General features: G+C 46.2%; 2 protein-coding genes. Both read left to right on the top strand.

What is annotated here, in order from left to right; genetic code table 11:
• Window positions 1-229: 229 nt before the first annotated feature.
• Window positions 230-454 (top strand): hypothetical protein, encoded by a 225-nt coding sequence (locus I656_RS19410; RefSeq protein WP_223810860.1) that lies wholly within the window; start codon window positions 230-232, stop codon window positions 452-454.
• A partial coding sequence (locus I656_RS19960) for a transposase (RefSeq protein ID WP_369770207.1) occupies window positions 435-545 on the top strand: 111 nt, incomplete at its 3' end. The genes I656_RS19410 and I656_RS19960, both read left to right, overlap by 20 nt.

Below are 545 nucleotides of genomic sequence, written 5' to 3'. Positions count from 1 at the left end.
ACTCGGACGCTCGTTTTGCTTATCATGCCCAACACACGATTTTACCGAATGACCTATGGATTCGGGATTTAGGCTTTTTCTCCGTTGCCGCACTGGCTGAGATCGACGCCGTGGAGCGTATGATATTACTCGGCTCCGTTCCGATATGAACGTGTATATCAAGGAGAATGGCCAGTGGAAGGAATGGGATTGGGAATCTCTTAGGAATCAATGAGAGGGAGGGGAATCAGTGGAAATGGAACATATGTACATCGGAAAGGAACGCTTGTATGTTCCACGGTTGGTTTTCCGCCGTCTGACGGCGGAAGAATGGCAAAAACGGATGACGTATGTGCGGAAAAAGGAAAAAAGAAAAGGGAAGGCGCTGGCACGCCAAACCCTCGAACAAAAGAAATACCACATCTTACTGACGAATTTACCACAAGAGTCCTTTGATGGTCAAACAGGTTTATGAGCTCTATTCCCTGCGCTGGCAAATGGAATGGTTGTTTAAAGCCTGGAAATCCGTATTGGATTTGGAGAAAGTCAAGGAGATGAAAAAAGAA

The sequence above is a fragment of the Geobacillus sp. WSUCF1 genome (genome assembly GCF_000422025.1).
GTDB lineage: Bacteria > Bacillota > Bacilli > Bacillales > Anoxybacillaceae > Geobacillus > Geobacillus zalihae.
Note: the sequence above shows the minus strand (reverse complement) of the source record. Positions and strands in the feature narration are given on the sequence as shown.